Annotated in this window: 15 protein-coding genes; 8 read left to right on the forward strand and 7 right to left on the reverse strand. The window is 60.2% G+C overall.

Annotated features, from left to right (window positions below; genetic code table 11):
- Positions 1 to 171: 171 nt before the first annotated feature.
- Positions 172 to 3,324 (reverse strand): efflux RND transporter permease subunit, encoded by a 3,153-nt coding sequence (locus K9B32_RS13560; RefSeq protein ID WP_224562903.1) that lies wholly within the window; start codon positions 3,322 to 3,324, stop codon positions 172 to 174.
- A gap of 34 nt (positions 3,325 to 3,358) precedes the next feature.
- Positions 3,359 to 4,549, reverse strand: coding sequence for an efflux RND transporter periplasmic adaptor subunit (locus tag K9B32_RS13565; protein ID WP_224562906.1), 1,191 nt, complete (start codon positions 4,547 to 4,549; stop codon positions 3,359 to 3,361).
- Positions 4,550 to 4,884: 335 nt separating this feature from the next.
- On the opposite strand from K9B32_RS13565, the gene K9B32_RS13570 reads away from it, so the two are divergent.
- The gene (locus tag K9B32_RS13570; protein ID WP_224562909.1) at positions 4,885 to 5,973 is read left to right on the forward strand and encodes a DNA topoisomerase IB; all 1,089 of its coding nucleotides are present in this window, start codon (positions 4,885 to 4,887) and stop codon (positions 5,971 to 5,973) included.
- Positions 5,974 to 6,101: 128 nt separating this feature from the next.
- Positions 6,102 to 6,911 (forward strand): Ku protein, encoded by an 810-nt coding sequence (locus K9B32_RS13575; RefSeq protein ID WP_224562912.1) that lies wholly within the window; start codon positions 6,102 to 6,104, stop codon positions 6,909 to 6,911.
- A 20-nt stretch (positions 6,912 to 6,931) separates the two neighbouring features.
- On the opposite strand, the gene ligD is transcribed toward K9B32_RS13575, so the two are convergent.
- The 5 genes from ligD to K9B32_RS13600 all read right to left on the reverse strand — a co-directional run bounded on the left by ligD (position 6,932) and on the right by K9B32_RS13600 (position 12,457).
- Entirely contained in the window at positions 6,932 to 9,445 is a 2,514-nt protein-coding gene (ligD, locus tag K9B32_RS13580; RefSeq protein WP_224562916.1) for a DNA ligase D, read from the reverse strand.
- Positions 9,446 to 9,447: 2 nt separating this feature from the next.
- On the reverse strand, positions 9,448 to 10,275 hold the full coding sequence (locus tag K9B32_RS13585; protein WP_224562918.1) for a Ku protein: 828 nt from the start codon (positions 10,273 to 10,275) through the stop codon (positions 9,448 to 9,450).
- A gap of 10 nt (positions 10,276 to 10,285) precedes the next feature.
- A complete protein-coding gene (locus K9B32_RS13590) occupies positions 10,286 to 10,516 on the reverse strand; it encodes a hypothetical protein (RefSeq protein ID WP_263490864.1) in 231 nt (76 codons plus the stop codon).
- 190 nt (positions 10,517 to 10,706) lie between these two features.
- Positions 10,707 to 11,063 (reverse strand): hypothetical protein, encoded by a 357-nt coding sequence (locus K9B32_RS13595; protein ID WP_224562922.1) that lies wholly within the window; start codon positions 11,061 to 11,063, stop codon positions 10,707 to 10,709.
- Positions 11,064 to 11,431: 368 nt separating this feature from the next.
- A complete protein-coding gene (locus K9B32_RS13600; RefSeq protein WP_224562924.1) occupies positions 11,432 to 12,457 on the reverse strand; it encodes a substrate-binding domain-containing protein in 1,026 nt (341 codons plus the stop codon).
- Between the two features lie 313 nt (positions 12,458 to 12,770).
- Here K9B32_RS13600 and K9B32_RS13605 point away from each other — a divergent pair, with 313 nt between their 5' ends.
- From K9B32_RS13605 to K9B32_RS13630, 6 genes are all read left to right on the forward strand, one after another.
- The gene (locus K9B32_RS13605) at positions 12,771 to 14,036 is read left to right on the forward strand and encodes an ABC transporter substrate-binding protein (protein ID WP_224562926.1); all 1,266 of its coding nucleotides are present in this window, start codon (positions 12,771 to 12,773) and stop codon (positions 14,034 to 14,036) included.
- A gap of 85 nt (positions 14,037 to 14,121) precedes the next feature.
- Positions 14,122 to 15,108, forward strand: a complete 987-nt coding sequence (locus tag K9B32_RS13610) for a carbohydrate ABC transporter permease (RefSeq protein ID WP_224562928.1) — start codon at positions 14,122 to 14,124, stop codon at positions 15,106 to 15,108.
- A complete protein-coding gene (locus K9B32_RS13615; RefSeq protein WP_224562930.1) occupies positions 15,108 to 15,938 on the forward strand; it encodes a carbohydrate ABC transporter permease in 831 nt (276 codons plus the stop codon). Before K9B32_RS13610 ends, K9B32_RS13615 begins: the two co-directional genes overlap by 1 nt.
- Positions 15,939 to 15,950: 12 nt before the next feature.
- Positions 15,951 to 16,979: an ABC transporter ATP-binding protein gene (locus tag K9B32_RS13620; protein WP_224562933.1), complete on the forward strand. Its 1,029-nt coding sequence runs from the start codon at positions 15,951 to 15,953 to the stop codon at positions 16,977 to 16,979.
- A 72-nt stretch (positions 16,980 to 17,051) separates the two neighbouring features.
- A complete protein-coding gene (locus K9B32_RS13625) occupies positions 17,052 to 17,837 on the forward strand; it encodes a ThuA domain-containing protein (protein WP_132588715.1) in 786 nt (261 codons plus the stop codon).
- Positions 17,838 to 17,848: 11 nt separating this feature from the next.
- Positions 17,849 to 18,955 carry a Gfo/Idh/MocA family protein gene (locus K9B32_RS13630; RefSeq protein WP_224562937.1) on the forward strand — a complete coding sequence of 369 codons (1,107 nt, stop codon included), beginning with the start codon at positions 17,849 to 17,851 and terminating at the stop codon, positions 18,953 to 18,955.
- Positions 18,956 to 18,981 lie beyond the last annotated feature (26 nt).

The following is an 18,981-nucleotide window of genomic DNA, read 5'->3' on the forward strand; positions in this document are numbered from 1 at the left end:
GTGTCGACCATGTCGGCATCGTGAGGCTGCACCTAGCCCTCTTCCTCCGAGGGCGCTCCATTGCTTATCCGCGGGGCAGACGATCAAGCGCAACGCGCATGTGTTCCCTAGCCGAGAATAGCAATTCTCAATGCGGTATCCGCTCTGGCCAACAGCGTGTTGTCGCATCACCTACGTCTGCGCGTCGGGCACCGCCACTGCACGGCGCTTCCGGTATTCCTCGAAATGCTGCAGGATCACGTAGAAGGACGGCACCAGCAAAACCGCCAGGCATGTCGATGCGATCATGCCGCTAAAGACAGAAATACCGATCGATCGGCGGGCGTTGGCGCCAGCCCCCGTCGCCAGAACCAACGGCAGCACGCCCAGGATAAAGGCGAAAGAGGTCATCAGGATCGGGCGGAAACGCAGTCGCGCCGCGAGCACGGCGGCAGCGGCAATCTCCATGCCCTGCAGGCGTTTTTCCCGCGCATACTCAACGATCAAGATGGCGTTCTTCGAGGAAAGTGCGATGAGCAGAATGAGACCGATCTGCGTGTAGAGATTGTTCGCGACCCCGAGCGCCGTCAGCGCGCCGACGGTCCCGAGCAGAGCAAGGGGAACGGCGAGAATAACGGCGAACGGCAAGATCCAGCTTTCGTACTGTCCGGCCAGAACGAAATAGACCAGCAGAATGGCGAGGCCAAAGACGTAGTAGATCTGGCTGCCGACCGCCCTTTCCTGATAGGACAGCGCCGTCCACTCGAAGCCGGTGCCCGGCGGCAACGTCTGATCGGCAATCTGCTCCATGACATCGAGCGCCTGCCCCGAACTGAAGCCGGTGGCAGGCCCGCCGACGATCGTGGCAGTGGGATAGAGATTGTAAAGGCTGATCAGCGTCGGGCCCGGCGTGCTTTTAACGTCGATCACTGTACCAAGCGGGACCATGGTGCCGTCGCCAGCCTTGACCTTCAGATTGCGGATGTCATCGGGTCGCACGCGGAAATCCGGAGCCGCCTGCACATAGACCTGGAAGGTGCGGCCGAACTTGTTGAATTGGGTGACATAGCTCGATCCCACGTAGCCCGAGAGGGCGGAAAATACCTGCCCAACCGTGACGCCGAGCGTCTCGGCCTTGATGCGGTCGACCGAAACCTCGAGCTGGGGAGCGTCCGCGCGGAACGACGTTTGCAGCCGCTGTAGCGAGGACTGCGAATTCCCGTGTTCGACGATGGTGTCAGCCAGTGTCTGCAGCAGCGGGAAATCGAAGCTACCGTCCTTGAGCAGCACCTGCATGGTAAAACCGCTGGCATTGCCGATGCCCTGGATCGCCGGTGGGACCATGACCAGCGTCTTAGCCTGCATGACACTCTCCAGAGCGCCGTTCAGATGCTGGTATATCGACAGCAGATCCTGGCCTTTTTCCTTTCCGCGCATGTCCCAGTCCTTGAGAACGACATAGGCGACACCGGCGTTCGGCAGGCTTGCGCTGTTGTCGAGGACCGAAATGCCGCTGATCGTTAGAACCTGGTCGACGCCCGGCGTTGACTCGGCGATCTCGCTGACCTGTTGCATCACGGCATCGGTGCGTTCCTTCGATGCGCCGTCAGGCAACTGCGCGCTGATCAGGACGTAGCCTTGATCCTCGATGGGGAGGAAGGCCGTCGGAAGCCGGGTCAGTCCCCAGAAAGCGACACCGATCAGCCCCAGCCCAACGAGGACCGCGATCGCGCTGTTGCGAACGAGGCCGCCAACAAGCCTGGAATAGCCGTTCTCCGCCGCGTCGTAGATTCGATTGAAGCCGCGATAAAGAAAGTTACGCTTTTCGGGCGGCACGGGCGGCCGCAGCCAGAGAGCGCATTGTGTCGGTTTCAATGTGATCGCGTTGATTGCGCTGATCAGCGCGGTCGCGGCGATGACGAGCGCAAATTGCCGGTAGAGCTGCCCGGTTAGCCCCGGCAGGAAGGCAGCCGGAATGAAGACCGCCATGAGAACGAGCGTAATGCCGATGACGGGACCGAGAAGTTCATCCATCGCCTTCTCTGCAGCCTGCCTGCCTGGCATTCCCTCCTCGACGTGACGCGCAACCCCCTCGACGATGACGATCGCGTCATCGACGACGATGCCGATCGCAAGCACGATCGCAAACAGCGTCGACAGATTGACGGTGAAACCGAGGGCTGCCATCGCGGCAAACGCCCCGATGATCGTCACCGGAACGGTTGTCGCCGGCACGAGCATAGCCCGCCAGTTCTGCAGGAAGAGCAGGATCACGATCAGGACCAGGACACCGGCCTCGATCAGCGTCACGTAAACCTCGCGGATCGAGGCCTGGACGAATTTCGTCGTATCGAACGGCATGCTGTATTCAAGGCCGGGCGGAAAGCTCTTTGAAAGCTCCGCCATCTTCGCCCTGACGGATTCGGCAACCGCGATGGCATTGGCTTCCGGCAACTGGAAAATGCCGATACCGGTCGCCGGTCGCCGGTTCTGCAGGAAGGACTGGCTATAGGTCTGCGCCCCGAGCTCGACACGACCGATGTCGCGGACACGCGTGATCCGGCCGCCGCCTGTGGAATCGACCTTGACGATGATGTCTTCGAAGTCAGGGGCGTCGTTCAGCCGACCGCTGACGTTCAGCGTATACTGGAAGTCCTGCCCGTTGGGCACCGGCGGCAATCCCACCTGCCCTGCCGTGACCTCCTGGCTCTGCTGCTGCACCGTGTTGATGATATCTTGCGGCGTCAGCCCGCGGGCTTGCAGGAGGTTCGGATCCATCCAGATCCGCATGGCATACTGGCCGGCGCCAAAGACGCTGACATTGCCGACGCCAGGGAGCCGGGCGAGCTCGTTCTGCAGGTTGATGACCGCGTAGTTCGATAGAAAGAGGCTGTCGTAACGGCTGTCCGGTGAGGTCAGGCTGACGAAACCGAGGATCGATGTCGACTTCTTCTGCGTCGTCACGCCCTGCACCTGCACCGCCTGCGGCAATGATGGCATCGCAATGGCAACGCGGTTCTGGACCAGGACCTGCGCCTGATCGGGGTCCGTACCGATGGCAAAGGTCACAGTCAGCGAGTAGGTGCCGTCGCTGGCGCTCGTTGACTGCATGTAGAGCATGTTTTCGACGCCGTTGACCTGCAGTTCGATTGGCAACGCAACGGTATCGACGAGGGTCTTGGCGCTCGCGCCCGGATAGCGCGTCGTCACCTGTACGGTGGGCGGAACCACGTTGGGATATTGAGCGACTGGCAGCTGCAGAAGCGCCACCGCGCCGATCAGGACGATGACCAGCGCGAGAACATTGGAGAGCACCGGCCGCTCAATGAAGAAGCGCGAGATCATCTGCTTCGCCTCCTTGATTGGGCCTGGCCTCGGTTCATGGGACCTTCGATCCGCTGGGATCCCCTGTTGCCGCGGCAGCGTCTATCGTGATTTTCTCAGGTGTGACCTTCATATCGGGCACGGCCCGTTGAGTGCCGGCCATGACCACCCAGTCGCCAGCATCGATACCGGACTCGATAACGCGGATCGACCCGTCGCGTTGACCGATCTTGACGGGTCGCTGCTCGATCACATCGTCCTTGCCAAGAACCAGTACATAGTTGCCCTGCTGGTTGGTGCCGATCGCATCGTCGCGAACGAGAAGCGCCTTGTCCTTGTGGGCGACCGGGACACGAACGCGCACGAAGAGGCCCGGCAAGAGCGCATGGTCCTTGTTATCGATAATGCCTCGAACCGAGAGCGTGCCTGTCGAGGCATCGACCTGCGGAGCGACATAGTCGAGGTGGCCCTTGTGTGGGTATCCCTCTTCGTCGCCCAGCCCGATCTCGATCGGTATGCTCGGAAGATCCGTCTGGGTCAGCTTACGCCCTGCCTTTGCAAGGCTCTGCTTGATCATCAGCACCTGCGATTCGCTGACGTTGAAATAGACGTAGAGCGGGTCAATTTGGACGATCGTGGCAAGCTTTGTCGGGCCGGACACACCGACCAGCGCGCCCACATCAACAAGATGGTCGGTCACCGTGCCGTCGAAGGGTGCCACCACCTGCGTATATCCGAGGTTGATATTTGCGAGATCGAGGCTCGCCTGCGCGTTCAGAATGGCGGCGTTTGCCTCGTCGAGCGTCGCCTTGGCGCTGTCGACGGCCGTCTGCGTCGTCACCTCCTGCTTCATGAGATTGAGCTGCCGGTCGTATTCTTGCTTCGCTCCAACCTGCGACGCCTGCTGCGAGGCCAGCTGCGCCTGGGCTTGGTCGACCTGCGCCTTATAGGTGTCGCGCTGGATGCTGAAGAGCTTGTCGCCCTTCTTCACGGCAGTTCCATCCTTGTAGTCGATGGTCTCGAGAAAGCCTTGAACTCGCGCTTCGATGTCGACCGCATTGATCGCGTCCGTGTTGCCGGTCAGCTCGAAATATTCAACCACTGGCTGCTGCAACGGTTGTGCAACATTCACCTTCGGGGGTGGCGGTGGCACATACGCATTGCTGCCGCTGTCGCACGACGACAAGCCGGCGGCCACTGCAAGAATCCCGATTAGGTATAGCCCCCGATACGATCTGCCACGCATTTTCCCTACCTCGACGGATGCACGAGCTTTGGATTTCATGCGTGCCCCGCAGTGGATCCCAACGCTCCAAACGCCGAGGCTAAGCATAGTATGGGACAATGTTTCCGCGAAAAGCAATAGCAACGCACGCGATAAATAGTTGCCGATGCAAGCTGCGATGCGCGACAAGAAATAAACCTAAAGTTACATTTCGGCCGCAAAAAAATAAACGTGCAGTAGCCGTTCTTCCGTTCGATCGACCGAAAGGTGCCAAGCCGTTCTTGAGTGCCCCAAGGGCAAAAAGTTACCATCAGTGCATCGGAACCTACCGGGGGCAACGGCGTTTCCTGCTCACTGTGGACCAGAGAGCGACCTACAGACGCGAACTTGACGAGAAACGGGCGGCTGCGCTCAGCGAGCCACCGGCAGTCGGCGGTCTGGTCTTTGTCGCGAACCTGGAAACCGGCATAACGAGGCGAGCCGGCAAGAATGGATTTCTCTATTACGACACCAAAGGCATACGCATCAGCGATCCGACGGAACTCGAGCGAATCTCGGCGTTAGCCATTCCGCCTGCCTATACCGAGGTTCTCATTTCCGCGGATCCGAATTCCCACCTGCAGGCCACCGGCCGCGACGCACGCGGCCGCAAGCAGTATCGTTACCATCCCGAATGGACTGCGCAAAGAGACAGAAGCAAGTTCGAGCGGCTTGCCGATTTCGGCTCGGCGCTCCCGGCAATCCGCAGGAAGGTGGATTCCGACCTCAGGCGTCGGGCGCCCGATTTCGACAAAGCGCTCGCGACGATCGTCTGGCTCCTGGATAATCTCTATATCCGTGTCGGCAATGCAAGCTACGCTTCGGAAAACGCCTCCTACGGCCTGACGACGCTGCGCAACAGGCATGTGAAAATATCGGGCTCGAGCATTCACTTCCGCTTCAAGGGCAAATCTGGGAAGGAATGGCGTCTCAGCCACAGCGACCGGCGCATCACGCGCGCCGTGCGCACGCTCCAGGAACTGCCGGGCCAGCAGCTGTTCCAGTATATCGACAACCAGGGCGCCTCCCATCCCATCCAGTCGCAAGATGTCAACGCCTACATAAGACAGGCATCCGGAGCCGGTTTCAGCTCCCGGCAATTTCGCACGTGGGGTGCGACGCAAATGGCTGCGAGAGGGCTTGCGGCGCTCGAACCGGAGCAAAGCCGGCTTGGGCGCGCGCGACAGATGAACGAGGTCATCGATGCGGTTGCCGCACGCCTCGTCAACACGCGCGCCGTATGCAGATCGTCCTACATTCATCCAAAGGTGTTCGAAAGCTTCGAAACGGACGAGCTGGCCAAGCTCGCTAGCGCCCGGCCGAGCAGAAACGCCAGATTGCTGCGCTGGATGGATCAGGGTGAAATCGCCGTGCTACGCTGGCTGAAAGGCCTCAACGGCTGCTGACAGCGGCTATTTCCCTGTATGCGCACGTTTCGCGACGCTTGCAATGGAACCAAACTGCAGCTCACGTCGTTATGAGGAATTGTCGCGAATGCGGCCACGGGAGATGGCGCCAGGGCGCCAGGGCGCAAATGGCACGTCAGACCTATTGGAAGGGCTATCTCAAACTGTCACTCGTCACCGCAGCGGTATCGCTGACGCCGGCGACGACAGACAGCAACCAGCTTCGATTTCACGTCCTCAATCGTAAGACGAAGAACCGCGTCGAAAGCCGCTACGTCGACAGCGTCACCCACAAGCCGATTGCCGATAAGGATCAAGCCCGGGGATATCCGCGCGGCGAAGATGACTACGTCATTCTGGAAGACAAGGAACTCGATGAAGTCGGGCTGGAAAGCACGAAGACGATCGACATCGATACCTTCGTGCCGCGCGGCTCGATCGACTGGATCTGGTACGACAAGCCGCATTTTCTCGCGCCTGAAGACAAGGTTGGCACGGAAGCTTTTTGCGTGATCCGGGAGTCGATGAAGGCAAACGATGTCGTCGGCATCGCCCGACTTGTTCTCTACCGGCGCGAGAGGGCAGTCCTGCTTGAGCCCCAGGGCAAGGGCATCATTCTCTGGACGCTGCATTTCGGCGACGAGGTTCGCCCGCCGGCAGCGACATTGGACAGCCACAGCAAGGTTGATGACACCGTGCTCTCCATGATGAAGAAGCTGGTGAAGGACCGGACCGAGGAATGGCAGCCGGCCATGCTGCAGGATCCGGTCCAGAAACGGCTGAGGGCGATGATCAAAGCGAAGCAGAAAAGCCTCGTCAAAGCCACACCGCCATCAGCCAAGCGGCCGGCACCGAGGCCGACGGGCAACGTCGTCAATATCATGGACGCTCTGAAAAAGAGCCTCGCCAAGGAACCGCCACGTCCGAAGTCTCACTGAGAGATCGTAGCCGCCCCCCGCTACTTTCGCCTCTCGAGCGGGACGGCGGCAGCAAAGAAATCCATCCACGGATCGCTTCTCAAGGTATCGAGACGCGCGGGCGCGTTGTCGACCGTGAAATAGGCCGGACCTATTTCCTCGGTCAACTCTTTCCACTCAAGCGGCATGGAGACGGCAGCCCCTGGCCGCGCACGCGTCGAATAGGCGGCGACTGCCGTATTGCCGCGCCCATTGCGTAGGTAGTCGATGAAAATCTTGCCGGTCCGCTTGGCCTTCGTGGCGGTCGCAAGATATTTGTCCGGCTGATCTTTCGACATGCCATCGGCGAGTGCCTTGGCGAAGGCCTTGACCTGAACCCAGCTCGCCTTCGGTTTCAGCGGCGTCACGACATGCAGTCCCTTGCCGCCGGAGGTCTTGACGAAGGCCGCGAGACCGGCCGCTTCCAGACGCTCCTTCAGCTCGTTGGCGGCGGCGATCACATCTGTCCAGCTGACACCATCGGCCGGATCGAGATCCATGGTGATCATGTCGGGTCGTTCCCAGCTGGCTGTCGTGGCACCCCAGGGATGGATCTCCAGCACGGCGGATTGGACAAGCGCAATCATCCCGTCGAAGTCCATGATGCGCAACAATTTCTCGCCGCCTCTGTCCTTCGGATCGGTGATCTGTTCGATGCTTGAATTCATGCCCTTCCAGGCATGCTTCTGGAAAAACCGCTGCCCGCCGATACCATCAGGACAACGCAACAGCGCCAGCGGCCGCTTGGTCACATAGGGTTCGATAAACCGCCACACCCGCGCATAATAGCTGGCCAGCCCCTGTTTTGTGATGCCCTCCTCCGGCCAATAGATGCGATCCGGGTGGGTGAGCGTGACCTTGGACTGAGGCAGTTCCTGAGCAGTTGTATTTGTTGCTTCGGGCATCACATCCTCTGGCGCCTTGTCTTCCCTCAACCCACGAAACGCGGCATGCCGCAAATTGTGGTCCGCCGACCATGCCTGAAACTCGACCTCGGCAACAAGCTTCGGACTGACATAAACAAGCCCGCGCCGCTCCTCGGCGGTGAGTTCGTCGTCAAACGAATTCTCTGTCTGCTCCATTGCCGACAGTGTCTCATAGAGTTCGTGCGCGACATTGACGCTGAAGCCTGTTCCGACCCGGCCGACATGCTCCAGCTTGCCATTGCGGTAGACGCCCATGGCCAATGAGCCGATCGCACTTTTCATCGAGGTCGAAGGCACATAGCCGCCGACCACGAATTCCTGCCTCTGCAGGCACTTCGATTTGACCCAGTCGCCGGTGCGCCCGGACACATATTCGCTGTCGGCCATTTTCGAAATAATGCCCTCGAGACCGAGCTGGCGGGCATGCTCCAGCACCACGGCACCCTTCTCGGCGAAATGCTCGCTGTAGCGGAGCCCTCCGTCAGCATCTGCCAGCAGACCCAGCAGCAACTCCTTGCGGCTGGTGAGCCGCGCTTGCTGCAGGTCGTATCCGTCGAGATAGAGCAGATCAAAGGCGTAAAAGACGAACCGATCGTGACGACCTTCGCTGAGATCGTTCTGGAGGGCCGAAAAGTCGGGGGCGCCGCTTTCCCGCTCGACGACGATCTCTCCGTCCATGATCGCCGACTTGGCCGGCAGTGCCGCGAAGGCGTCAACAATCTCCTGGCCGAACTTTTCGGTCCAGTCGAGCCCACTGCGCGTCAAAAGCACGGCCTTGCCGTTCTCAAGCCGCACCTGCAGCCGGTATCCGTCGAACTTGATTTCGTGGATCCACTCTTCGCCCGACGGTGGTTTGGCCTTGAGCTTGGCAAGTTCGGGCTCGACAAAGGCAGGCATCGGGGCCTTTTCGGCGCCCGTCGGCCACTCATGTCGTTTCGGCTTCGCCCGGGCCGCTACAGGCTTCACGGAGGCCGGCTTTGATGTGCCCTTGGTTCGGGAGTTCCAGGTGGCGTCAGGGTGCTTGGCCACCTCTTCGATCTTGCGGCCGCTGTTCACCGATTCCGGCCGCTGTTTGAGAATGTCGCCTTTGCGGCGGGCCTGCGCGTCTTCTGCCTTGATGAGCAACCAGTTTTCCTGCCGTTCACCTGGTTTGCCGTGCATGCGCACGAGGTGCCAGCGACCGCTGAGCTTCTCTCCGTCGAGGTCGAACTCCATGTGGCCCTTTTTGTAGCCCTTGTGCGGATCGCCATTCGGCGTCCAGGTGCCCCGATCCCAAACGAGCACCGTGCCGCCACCATATTGCCCCTTCGGGATGATGCCTTCGAAGTCGCCATAGTCCAGCGGATGGTCCTCGACGTGAACGGCAAGCCGCTTTTCATCAGGATTGAGGCTTGGCCCGCGAGTAACGGCCCAGCTCTTCAGCACGCCATCGAGCTCAAGCCGGAAGTCATAGTGAAGTCTCGTCGCATCGTGTTTCTGAACGACGAAGCTGAGCGCTGCGGGTACTGGAGACTTGCCGCCACGCCGGCTCCCCCGCGGCTCGGGCGTTACCTTGAAGTTGCGTTTTGCCTGATAGGCCTCCAGAGCCATGGTTAGCTCGCCTTCGTCTGCCCGCTAGCGGCGCGCTTGCCGGCCCGTGGCTTAGCACTCAGCTTGGCACTCTGACGCAGGGCATCCATGAGATCGATGACCTTGCCCTGAGGCTTTGGCTTTGCTTTCGGCAGTTCCCTGCCCTCGATTTTCGCCTTCACCAGCTCCGAAAGCGCCATCTCGTAGCGATCGTCATACTCCTGCGGATTGAAGGCGCCCTTTTTCGTGCCGATGATATGCCCGGCTAGTTCGAGCATTTCCTTATCGAACTTCATCTCCGGAATATCCTTGAAGACCGTATCCGGCTTGCGGACCTCGTAGTCGAAGCTCAACGTCGTCGCGACGACATAGTCGTCCTGCGGCCGGATCAGGACCGTGCGGTTGCGGCGGAAAAGCACCGCCTCTGCGATCGCCGCAACCTTCTGATCGCGCATCGCCCGAGCGATCAGCCCAAGCGCCTCCTCGTCATCTTCGCCCGCCGGCGCCAGATAGTAGGGCTTATCGAAATAGAGCTTGTTGATTTCGTTGTAGGGCACGAAGTTCTGGACGTTCAGCACCTTGTCGCTCTCCGGCATGACGCCGGCAATCTCATCGCCCTCGATCACGATGTATTCGCCGCTGTCCAGCTGGTATCCCTTGACCTGATCATCGCGTTCGACGGCCTTGCCGGTCTCGCTGTCGACGAACTGGCGCTCTACGCGATGGCCAGTCTTGCGGTTGATGATGTTGAATGAGATCCGGTCCGAGGTGGAGACGGCGGTATATAGTCCCACGCCGCACACGAGGTCCCCGACCTTCAGATGGCCTTTCCAGCTTGCCCGAGCTGCCATGACATCCCCCTCAGTTGTCGTTCTGCAGTTTACGCCGGCGCCTTTCGTCCAAGGCTATGATCTTCTCAACGGATGCGACGTCGTCGCTCGTCACCACCGGAACCGGGTCGGCAGCGATGGCTTCGAGCACATCCTTCGACAATGCGCCGTTGCGGATCACCCATTCAAGAGTTTCGCGGGTCTGGCGCTCGGCCTTGAGCTGCGCGTAGAGCGCAATGATCAGCCGGTCTCGGGCATCCATCTGCCCGCTCTTGCGATCGATCTTTCGGATGTGAGGCACGTGATCACCCGCCCGCGTTTGCAACGAGAGGATTCAACAGATTGGAGGCAAAAAAGTTCCGGGGACCCCCGCAGCTCCGGCATTCTTTTTTGCTTTGATGGCAACCCTGGAACCGCAGCGGAGCAGATGAAACGATCTTCTCCTTGCCCTCTCAATGTTTTGCCCGCCCCCTCGATATCGTGGAGCCGGTTGCCGAAACCGGATCGCTCGCCGGAAATGTGCCTTCCAATCCCTCGTCGAGCTGTTCTTCTATGGCGTTGCGATCGCCTGCTGCACGCGCGCTCAGCCGCGCCCTCGGTCCATCAGAGTTGAGGTCACCGGCCTTCGCGGCAGCCATCTCCAACATGACCGCCTTGGCCAATTCGACGGCATTCCTTAAGTTGACGGATTGCGTCTCGTCATTGCGCAACACCACGGAAACCACCTCCCCGCCGTCGCCCACGAATTCCACCGTGAAGCCCAGCTTGCCGCCCATTTCGGGAATGACCTGTGTGCCGACGACCTGCATGACGCTCTCCTTTCAGCTTTTCTTCTTCTGGGAGAACGGAAGCCACAACCGAATGTTCCGACTTGCGACCCGCGGCGCGGCGCCCAGCGCACAAAAAAAAGCCACCGCTTCACACGGTGGCTGGGAGTATGAGGTCAAGGACCTCCAGAGGGAACAGTTGCGTCATCGACCGGGAGGATGGTCGACATGCGTCAGCAACCGATGCCAATATGCGGCTTTGGCGCCGTCCGCTCAATCAACCACGGACCGAAATCGGCTATTTGCGGAAACCATCTTTCCAGATTTTCGCAAAAGCGCGCGATATTCTACCCGCCACCACCCCGGAGTGGCAAAGCAGTAGGGAACCTCTCGCGCCGAAACGAGGAAGATCAGGCCTTGGACGGCCTCGCCGGCCCGGTCGATTCCCGCAGAATGAGTTCGACAGGCCAGAGCTCGTGGATTTCCAATGGCGACCGGCCCGACAGCAGTTGCAGGACAAGATCGGCGCAACGCGATCCGGCCGCACGCATCGACGACCGCGTTGCCGAAAGCGACGGCACCATGTTGTCTGCTGTCAGATATGGAAAGACATCGTCATGCGCGATGACCGAGACATCCCGACCAATCTGAAGCCCCAGCGACCGAGCCGCACGATAAACGCCGAGTGCCGTCATCATTGATCCCGCAACGAAGGCCGTTGGCGGGTTGGGCTGTTCGAGGAAAGAGCGTGCGAATCGGAAGCCAAGCTCGTCGGTGAAGTTTCCGCTCGCCATCAGCTGCGGATCAGGCTCGATACCGTGGCTCTGGAGAGCCTTGCGGAAGCCGCTGTCTCGATGAAGGGCATAGGTCGCGCCGGGCCGCCCGTTGATCATGGCGATGCGCCGATGGCCGAGATCGATCAGATGTGATGTTGCCCGCTTGATCGCACCTTCGTTGTCGATGTCGAGCCAGGCATGCGGCACGTCGATGGCAGATCGGCCATGCACAAGAAACGGCATGCCGAGTTCGTGGAGCAGCGCAATGCGCTCGTCATTGGGCTTGGGCGAATGCACGATGATCGCATCGACGCGTCGACTTTCCACGAGTCGCCGGTAGAGCTGCATCTCGTCTTCATGGTTAGGATCCGCCATCGGGATGACGAGAATGTCGGTCTCGTCCGCGACCAGTCGCTCCGCCATGCCGGCCATGAACTCGGCGAAGTGGAATTCGCCGGCACGCCCCATCACCACGCCGATTGCCCCGGCCCGGCCGGTCTTCAGCCGCACAGCATTGACGTTCGGACTGTAACCCAACTTGACGGCGGCTTCCGCAACACGGGCGCGTGTCGTCTCACTCACCTCGGGATAGCCACTCAGGGCACGACTGACTGTTGTCGGGGACAATCCCACCTGTTTCGCGAACTCTTTAAGCTTCATGCGACATTGCGTCTTTCGTGCTGATCCAGCTGGCTGCGCCAGCAAGTGCTGTCTTCCCTTATGGCCTAAGCATAGCAGCATACAAACAGCCAAACCGTTTTCAATTTTAGATATTCCTCGGCGGAAGATCCTGCTCTTTTCCCACAACCGAACTCAGCGGCATCCCTATGATTTTGCTTTGTTATCAATATGTGATCGCGGTTGTACGACTTTGACACGAGCACCCGCTTGACTCAATATCGACCTTCTGACAGTTTTTTCCAGCCAAACCGTTTTCAATTTTTCCAATGTTTGGTTCTTTTGGGAGGAAGATATGAAGTTTCGTTTCACAGCGGTCGCCGTCGCGGCCGCGCTGATCGGTATCACACAGCCCTCGTTCGCGGCCAATATCAGCATTTCCGCAAGCTCGACCGGCAAGAATCTCGATCTGTTTCGCAAGCAGCTCGACGCGTTCGAGAAGGCGACCGGCAACAAGGTCAGCATCGTGACCATGCCGTCGTCGTCGACGGAGCAGTTTTCGCAGTATCGCCTCTGGCTCGCCGCCGGCAACAAGGACGTCGACGTCTATCAGACGGACGTCATCTGGGCGCCGCAGCTTGCCGACCAGTTCGTCGACCTGAAGGATGCGGCAAAGGACGTCGTCGGCGATTTCTTCCCGTCGATCATCGCCTCGCAGACCGTGAACGGTCGCCTCGTCGCCATGCCGCTCTATACCGATGCCCCGGCGCTCTTCTACCGCAAGGACCTGCTCGACAAGTACGGAAAGCAGCCGCCGAAGACCTGGGACGAAATGGCGGCGACCGCCAAGGAAATCCAGGAGAAGGAACGCGCCGCCGGCCAGAAGGATCTGTGGGGCTATGTCTTCCAGGGCAACGCCTATGAAGGCCTGACCTGCAACGCGCTCGAATGGGTGAAGTCCTCGGGCGGTGGCCAGATCATCGAAGCCGATGGCACGATCTCCATCAACAACGAAAACGCAGCAGCAGCGCTTGACCGCGCCAAGGCGTGGGTCGGAACGATCTCACCCGGCGGCGTGCTGGCCTACCAGGAAGAAGAGTCCCGCGGCGTCTGGCAGACCGGCAATGCCGTCTTCATGCGCAACTGGCCCTACGCTTACGCTCTCGGCAATGGTGGAGACAGCGCCGTCAAGGGCAAGTTCGATGTGACGACGCTTCCGGTTGCCAAGGAGGGCGACACGCCGTCCTCCACGCTCGGCGGCTGGAACCTTGCCGTCTCCAAGTACTCGCAGAACCAGGACGCCGCGATTGCCCTCGTCAAGTTCCTGACCTCCAAGGAAAGCCAGAAGCAGCGCGCGATCGAACTCTCCAACCTGCCGACGCTTGTGGCGCTCTATGATGACAAGGACATCGCGGCCGCACAGCCGTTCATGCCGAACTGGAAGCCGATCTTCCAGAACGCCGTTCCGCGTCCGTCGGCATCCGCCAAGGTCAAGTACAACGAAGTCTCCTCGAAGTTCTGGACCGCCGTTCACAACGCGCTTTCGGGCAACGGCACCTCCGCAGAAAACCTCGAGCTTCTCGAGGCCGACCTGACGACGCTGAAGGGCGAGAACTGGTAATCGACGGCATCGGCAGCGGCGGACGTCCGCCGCTGCCTTTGCCTGAAGACGCCATCGTCAAATCGCCTCAAGAAGCGGGTACCTCATGACAGAAGTCGCAGTTTCCCAAAGCGTCGGATCGCGAGCGCGCGCCGTCAATACCTCGTCGGACTTGCGCGCCGAGCGCGTCCGTTCCGCCTGGATATTCCTGGCCCCCACCCTGTTCATTCTGGCCGTCGTTGCCGGATGGCCCCTCTTCAGAACGATCTATTTCAGCTTCACGAACGCATCGCTCACGAGCCTCGGCGAGGCGCAGTTCGTCGGCTTCAAGAATTATCTCTCCTGGATCACGTTGAAGAGCGGGCGAACCGTCTATAGTGGCCTGCTTGCCGACCCGAACTGGTGGAAAGCGGTATGGAACACGATGAAGTTCGCGTTCCTGTCGGTGACCATCGAAACGATCCTCGGCCTTGTTGTCGCCCTTGTGTTGAACGCGAATTTCCCCGGTCGTGGCATCGTACGCGCCGCCATTCTCATTCCCTGGGCGATCCCGACGATCGTTTCCGCCAAGATGTGGGCGTGGATGCTCAACGACCAGTTCGGCATCCTGAACGACATCCTGCTCGGCCTCGGGCTGATCAGTCAGAAGATTGCCTGGACGGCCAATCCCGACACCGCGATGGTCGCGGTCCTCATCGTCGACATCTGGAAGACAACGCCCTTCATGGCACTGCTCATTCTCGCCGGGCTGCAGATGGTCCCCGCCGATATCTACGAGGCGGCCAAGATCGACGGCATCAACCCGATCCGCGTCTTCTGGCGGCTGACGCTGCCGCTGGTTCGCCCGGCCATCATGGTCGCCGTGATCTTCCGGATGCTCGACGCCATGCGCATCTTCGACCTCATCTATGTGCTGACGCCGAACAATGCGCAGACCAAGACCATGTCCGTCATGGCCCGCGAAAATCTCTTCGACTTCGACAAGTTCGCCTATGGGGCGACGGCCTCGACCGTGCTCTTCCTGATCATCGCGACAATCACCGTGCTCTACATGTGGCTTGGTCGCGTCAAACTCGGTGGGAGCGATCGCTGATGTTGCTGACCCTGACCAAGAACACCCTCTTCTACCTGCTCGTCACCATTATCGTCATCGTCGCGGTCTTTCCGTTCTACTATGCGATCCTGACGAGTTTCAAAGCCGGCACCGCCCTTTTCGAGGTCAACTACTGGCCGACCTCGATCTCGCTTACCAACTACACGACGGTCCTGACCACGGGCAGCTTCATCCGCAGTCTCGGCAACTCGCTGCTGGTTGCCATCCTCGTTGTCGCGGCCTCGCTGCTGCTCGCCGTCACCGCATCCTATGCGCTTGCCCGCGTCAATTTCCGCGGCCGCGCGCTGTTGATGCTGACGATCCTGTCGGTCTCGATGTTCCCGCAGATCGCCGTGCTTGCCGGCCTTTTCGAGCTGATCCGCTGGATCGGCATCTTCAATACGCCTTTCGCGCTGATCTTCTCCTACATGATCTTTACCCTGCCCTTTACGGTCTGGGTTCTGACCACCTTCATGCGCGACCTGCCGATCGAAATCGAGGAAGCGGCAATCGTTGACGGCGCCTCTCCATGGGTCATCATCACAAAGGTTTTCATGCCGCTGATGTGGCCGGCTCTGGTGACGACCGGGCTGCTTGCCTTCATTACGGCCTGGAATGAATTCCTCTTCGCCCTAACATTCACCTCATCGGACGCTCAACGAACAGTGCCGGTTGCCATCGCCCTGCTTTCGGGCGGCAGCCAGTTTGAAATCCCTTGGGGCAACATCATGGCAGCCTCCGTCATCGTCACGGTCCCTGTCGTTGTCCTGGTCCTGATATTCCAGCGGCGCATTATCTCCGGCCTGACAGCCGGCGGCGTCAAAGGTTGAAGAAAGCACGATATGGCACAGATTCGACTCGATAATATCCGCAAGAGCTTCGGTGCGCTTGACGTCATCAAGGGCGTCTCGCTTGATATCCGCAAGGGCGAATTCATGGTCTTCGTCGGCCCGTCCGGCTGCGGCAAGTCGACGTTGCTGCGGTTGATCTCCGGGTTAGAGGACATCACCTCGGGCACGCTTTCCTTCGATGGCGAGGCGGTCAACCGCGACGCTCCTTCGAAGCGCGGCATTGCCATGGTCTTCCAATCCTATGCGCTTTATCCGCATATGACCGTGTTCGAGAACATGGCCTTCGGCATGAAGCTGTCGGGACGCACCAAGCACGAGTGCAAGGCCCGCGTCGAGCAGGCTGCCTGTATGCTGCAGCTGTCGCCTTATCTTGAGCGTCTGCCACGTCAACTGTCGGGTGGTCAGCGTCAGCGTGTCGCGATCGGTCGCGCCATCGTCCGCGACCCCAAGGTGTTCCTGTTCGACGAGCCGCTATCGAATCTAGATGCCGCTCTGCGCGTCGCAACGCGGCTGGAGATTGCAAAGCTTCACCGCAGCATGCACGGCACGACGATGATCTACGTCACCCACGACCAAGTCGAGGCAATGACGCTTGCCGACCGCATCTGCGTGCTCCGCGACGGCGTTGTCGAACAGGTCGGCACCCCGCTTGAACTCTACGAGGCGCCGAATTCCGTTTTCGTCGCCGGTTTCATCGGTTCGCCGAAGATGAATTTTCTGACGGGCGAATTTTCGGCACCTTATAACGCCCACACCATCGGCGTGCGGGCCGAACACATCGAGATCGTCCAGCAGGCGCCCGCCTGGACGGGAACCGTCATCCATTCCGAAATCCTCGGCTCGGATAGTTTCATCTATCTAGACATCGGCATACCGGAACCGCTCGTCGTTCGCGAAACGGGCGTATCGAGCCATCAACCCGGCCAGAAACTCGGCGTCGCACCGGTTCAGGGCTGCGTTCACCGCTTCGACCAATCCGGACGCGCGCTCGAGAGGATGTCCCTCAAAGGCGCGGCCTGACACCAATCAAACCACAGGATCCGACCGCTTTCCCATCGGTTTCGGTCCACTATCGCATGAAGGAGCAGCAACTTGGCCATTCGCACCATCGTCTGGGGTGAAAACATCCACGAAACAACCAATGCCATCGTTCGGGGCATCTATCCCGAAGGCATGCACACCACCATCGCCAATGCGCTGAACACCGATCCTGGTATCAGTGCGACGACAGCGACACTGCAGGAACCGGAACACGGCCTGACCGAGGCACGCCTTGCCGAAACCGACGTGCTCACCTGGTGGGGCCACAAGGACCACGGCGCCGTTTCCGACGTCGTCGTCGAACGCGTCGCCAAGCGCGTCTGGGAAGGCATGGGCCTCCTCGTGCTGCATTCCGGCCACTTCTCGAAGATCTTCAAGCGCCTGATGGGCACGCCCTGCGCGCTGAAGTGGCGCGAGGCCGGCGAGCGCGAGCGTCTTTGGACGATCAACCCGCGCCACCCGATCGCAGCCGGCCTCGACGAAAACTTCGTGCTGGAGAACGAGGAAATGTACGGCGAGCAGTTCTCGGTGCCGGAGCCGCTCGAAACGGTCTTCATCTCCTGGTTCCAGGGCGGCGAAGTCTTCCGCTCGGGCCTTACCTGGCGCCGCGGGGCCGGTAACATTTTCTACTTCCGCCCTGGCCATGAAACCTATCCGACCTATCATGATGCCAACGTTCAGAAGGTACTCATCAACGGCGTGAAATGGGCCTATAACCCGCAGGGCGATCTGAAGAGCATCACCGATGCCCCGAATGTTCCGGTCGAAAAGGCCCTCGAGCCCATCGTCGAACGCGGCCCGCGACTGCATCAGGCCGGCGAAGCCGGTTACCGCTGAGGAGCACACATATGCGACTACTCGTTCTTGGCACAGGCACGATGGCCAAAAACCAGGTTACCAACTTCCTCGCCATCGATGGCGTGGAAGTGGTCGGCGCCGTCGATACTGACCCGGCGCGCCTTGCCGAATTTGCCGATCACTTCCACATCGAGAAGCGTTTCCAGACGCTCGAGGAAGCGATCGCCTGGGGTGAATTCGACGCGGCCACCAACGTAACGCCGGATCGTATCCACCACCCGACCAGTCTGGCGCTGATCGCCGCCGGCAAGCATGTGTTCTGCGAAAAGCCGCTGGCGGAGCAGTATGCCGATGCGCTGGAGATGACGGAGGCTGCAGAGGCTGCCGGCGTCATCAACATGGTCAATCTCACCTATCGCAACGTGGCTCCGCTGCAACGCGCCCGCGAAATGGTGCTGGCCGGTGAACTCGGCACCATCCGTCACGTCGAGGCCTCCTACCTGCAAAGCTGGCTGGTCTCGCGCGCCTGGGGCGACTGGCGCACGGAATCGCGTTGGCTGTGGCGCCTGTCGACCGGCCACGGCTCGAACGGCGTGCTCGGCGATGTCGGCATCCACATCCTCGACTTCGCGGCCTATGGAGCAGCGACCGATATCGACCACGTCTTTGCCCGCCTGAAGACCTTCAACAAGGCACCGGGCGGCCAGATTGGCGAGTATCTGCTGGATGCCAACGACAGCTTCACCATGTCGGTCGATTTCACCAACGGTGCACTCGGCGTCATCCACGCCACCCGTTGGGCGACCGGCCATCTCAACGAGCTGAAGCTTCGTATCTACGGCGAAAGGGGCAGCCTGGAAGTGATCCACCGTCCGGACGGTTCCGAACTGCGCGGCTGCTTCGGCGAGGACATCGAGAACGCTATTTGGCGCGATATCGAGGTCCCTGCAGTGCTGACAAATTACCAGCGCTTTGCCGAAGCGGTCAGAACCGGAAAGCAGGACGACCCGACCTTCCGCCACGCCGCAAACCTGCAGAAGGTCATCGACCTTGCGATTGTGTCGGAGAAGGAACGGCGGGAGCTCAATCTGCTGGAGGCCTCCGAGCAGGATAGCCCGGCAGACAAGCAGATACCGCCGCTGACTGCCGTGGTCTGATACGAGAACCAACCAGAAAGAACAAA

The organism is Rhizobium sp. 3T7 (genome assembly GCF_020166565.1).
Taxonomy (GTDB): domain Bacteria; phylum Pseudomonadota; class Alphaproteobacteria; order Rhizobiales; family Rhizobiaceae; genus Rhizobium.

Excerpts from the sequence above, each read along its gene's own strand:
- K9B32_RS13560 (WP_224562903.1), bottom strand. The coding sequence starts at position 3,324 with ATGATCTCGCGCTTCTTCATTGAGCGGCCGGTGCTCTCCAATGTTCTC.
- K9B32_RS13565 (WP_224562906.1), bottom strand. The coding sequence starts at position 4,549 with ATGCGTGGCAGATCGTATCGGGGGCTATACCTAATCGGGATTCTTGCA.
- K9B32_RS13575 (WP_224562912.1), top strand. The coding sequence starts at position 6,102 with ATGGCACGTCAGACCTATTGGAAGGGCTATCTCAAACTGTCACTCGTC.
- ligD (WP_224562916.1), bottom strand. The coding sequence starts at position 9,445 with ATGGCTCTGGAGGCCTATCAGGCAAAACGCAACTTCAAGGTAACGCCC.
- K9B32_RS13585 (WP_224562918.1), bottom strand. The coding sequence starts at position 10,275 with ATGGCAGCTCGGGCAAGCTGGAAAGGCCATCTGAAGGTCGGGGACCTC.
- K9B32_RS13590 (WP_263490864.1), bottom strand. The coding sequence starts at position 10,516 with ATGGATGCCCGAGACCGGCTGATCATTGCGCTCTACGCGCAGCTCAAG.
- K9B32_RS13595 (WP_224562922.1), bottom strand. The coding sequence starts at position 11,063 with ATGCAGGTCGTCGGCACACAGGTCATTCCCGAAATGGGCGGCAAGCTG.
- K9B32_RS13600 (WP_224562924.1), bottom strand. The coding sequence starts at position 12,457 with ATGAAGCTTAAAGAGTTCGCGAAACAGGTGGGATTGTCCCCGACAACA.
- K9B32_RS13605 (WP_224562926.1), top strand. The coding sequence starts at position 12,771 with ATGAAGTTTCGTTTCACAGCGGTCGCCGTCGCGGCCGCGCTGATCGGT.
- K9B32_RS13610 (WP_224562928.1), top strand. The coding sequence starts at position 14,122 with ATGACAGAAGTCGCAGTTTCCCAAAGCGTCGGATCGCGAGCGCGCGCC.
- K9B32_RS13615 (WP_224562930.1), top strand. The coding sequence starts at position 15,108 with ATGTTGCTGACCCTGACCAAGAACACCCTCTTCTACCTGCTCGTCACC.
- K9B32_RS13620 (WP_224562933.1), top strand. The coding sequence starts at position 15,951 with ATGGCACAGATTCGACTCGATAATATCCGCAAGAGCTTCGGTGCGCTT.
- K9B32_RS13630 (WP_224562937.1), top strand. The coding sequence starts at position 17,849 with ATGCGACTACTCGTTCTTGGCACAGGCACGATGGCCAAAAACCAGGTT.